2 protein-coding genes are annotated in these 1,414 nt (G+C 57.0%); one reads left to right on the top strand and one right to left on the bottom strand.

What is annotated here, in order from left to right; all coding sequences use genetic code 11:
* Window positions 1-124: 124 nt before the first annotated feature.
* Window positions 125-499 carry a nuclear transport factor 2 family protein gene (locus AC33YF_RS13935; protein ID WP_491777815.1) on the bottom strand — a complete coding sequence of 125 codons (375 nt, stop codon included), beginning with the start codon at window positions 497-499 and terminating at the stop codon, window positions 125-127.
* A gap of 206 nt (window positions 500-705) precedes the next feature.
* Between AC33YF_RS13935 and AC33YF_RS13930 the strand changes: the two genes are divergently transcribed.
* On the top strand, window positions 706-1,414 hold a 709-nt coding region (locus AC33YF_RS13930), incomplete at its 3' end, for an adenylate/guanylate cyclase domain-containing protein (protein ID WP_491777814.1).

The following is a 1,414-nucleotide window of genomic DNA, read 5'->3' as shown; positions in this document are numbered from 1 at the left end:
TATGGAGGCGGTGACAAACGACCGCGTAGCCTCCAATCGCCGACATGCGTGGCAAACGATTCGGCCAGGCTCGTTGAGCTTCAGCAAGCGCGGCAGGTCTTCGCCCATGATTAGCTTTGGCAACTCAGCTAACGATCTTCCAGTAGGAATCCTTGCGGACGACCAGGTCGTCTCGGAACGTATAGAAGTCGCATCCCCAGACTTCGATCCGCTTACCGTCGTTCATCGTGCCCGTCAGCGTCCACTTACTCATTCCTGTGCTTGCTTCTTCATCAACAAAATGAACAGCGTCACCGTAGTGGACATCGGGCAGGCCTTCGAACCTGCTGGCCAATCCTCGCCTAACAGCCTCCTTACCTTCCATGCGACTGCCCCACGCCTTATCGCCTCTTGGCATCTCCAGGATGCAGTCGTCGGCAAACAGGGACATGATGCGATCAAGATCGTGGGCGTTGAAGCCCTCACACAATTCCTGAAGCCTTTTCCGAATGACGCTCATACTGCTCTCCTCCCGGCTCGGCGCAACATTTCCGTACGACCAGGGTCGCATTTCGAGCCGGCTTTGTCTTTGAGGAATGACGTGGAGGGACCGGCGGCCTTTGACACTCAGAGGGTGCGTCGGCCTGGTCCAAGTGAGCCGCTGTCGACATCACGGATAGATTCCCTGCCTGATCGCCGCTAGTCTTCTCGGGAAGGAGAACTGAAATGCAGCGCCGGCTCGCAGCCATCCTGTTACTTGATATGGTTGGCTACTCGCGGCTCATGGGGCTCGACGAGGAAGGTACGATTGCGCGCCAGAAAGCACACCGCGATGAGATTATCGACCCAAAACTCGCCGCGCACGGTGGCCGTCTCGTGAAGACAACTGGTGACGGGCTCCTGGTGGAATTTCCAAGTGTCGTGGATGCAGTCAGGTGCGCCGTCGAGGTACAAGAGGAAATAGCCTGGCGTGAGACACATGTCCCCGAGGAACGGCGAATCCAATACCGCATCGGAATCAATCTCGGTGACATTGTTATAGATGGCCACGACATTCTAGGGGACGGTGTCAATGTTGCGGCCCGACTGGAAGGCTTAGCAGTTCCCGGGGGAATCTGCATATCAGGTACCGCCCACGACCACCTAGCCGGCAAGTCGGATGTTGTCTTTGAGGATGCAGGCGAAAAGACAGTCAAGAACGTGCTACGGCCAGTGCGGGTCTGGCATTGGCGGACAGATCATGCTGCACCCAGCCAGAGTGTCGCTAATAGACCGCCGGAGATTTTGGACAAGCCAGCAATAGCCGTGCTGCCCTTTGCCAATATGTCTGGTGACCCGGAACAGGAGTATTTTGCGGACGGCCTGACTGAGGATCTCCTCACGGCTCTTGCGCAATGGCGGTCCTTTCCGATTATCGCCCGCAACTCCTCGTTCG

It is taken from the genome of Methyloceanibacter sp., from assembly GCF_058506495.1.
This window is presented reverse-complemented; position numbering and strand designations above follow the sequence as displayed.

Bases quoted from the DNA above. Each gene is read 5' to 3' on its own strand.
- AC33YF_RS13935 (WP_491777815.1), bottom strand. From the start codon at position 499: ATGAGCGTCATTCGGAAAAGGCTTCAGGAATTGTGTGAGGGCTTCAAC.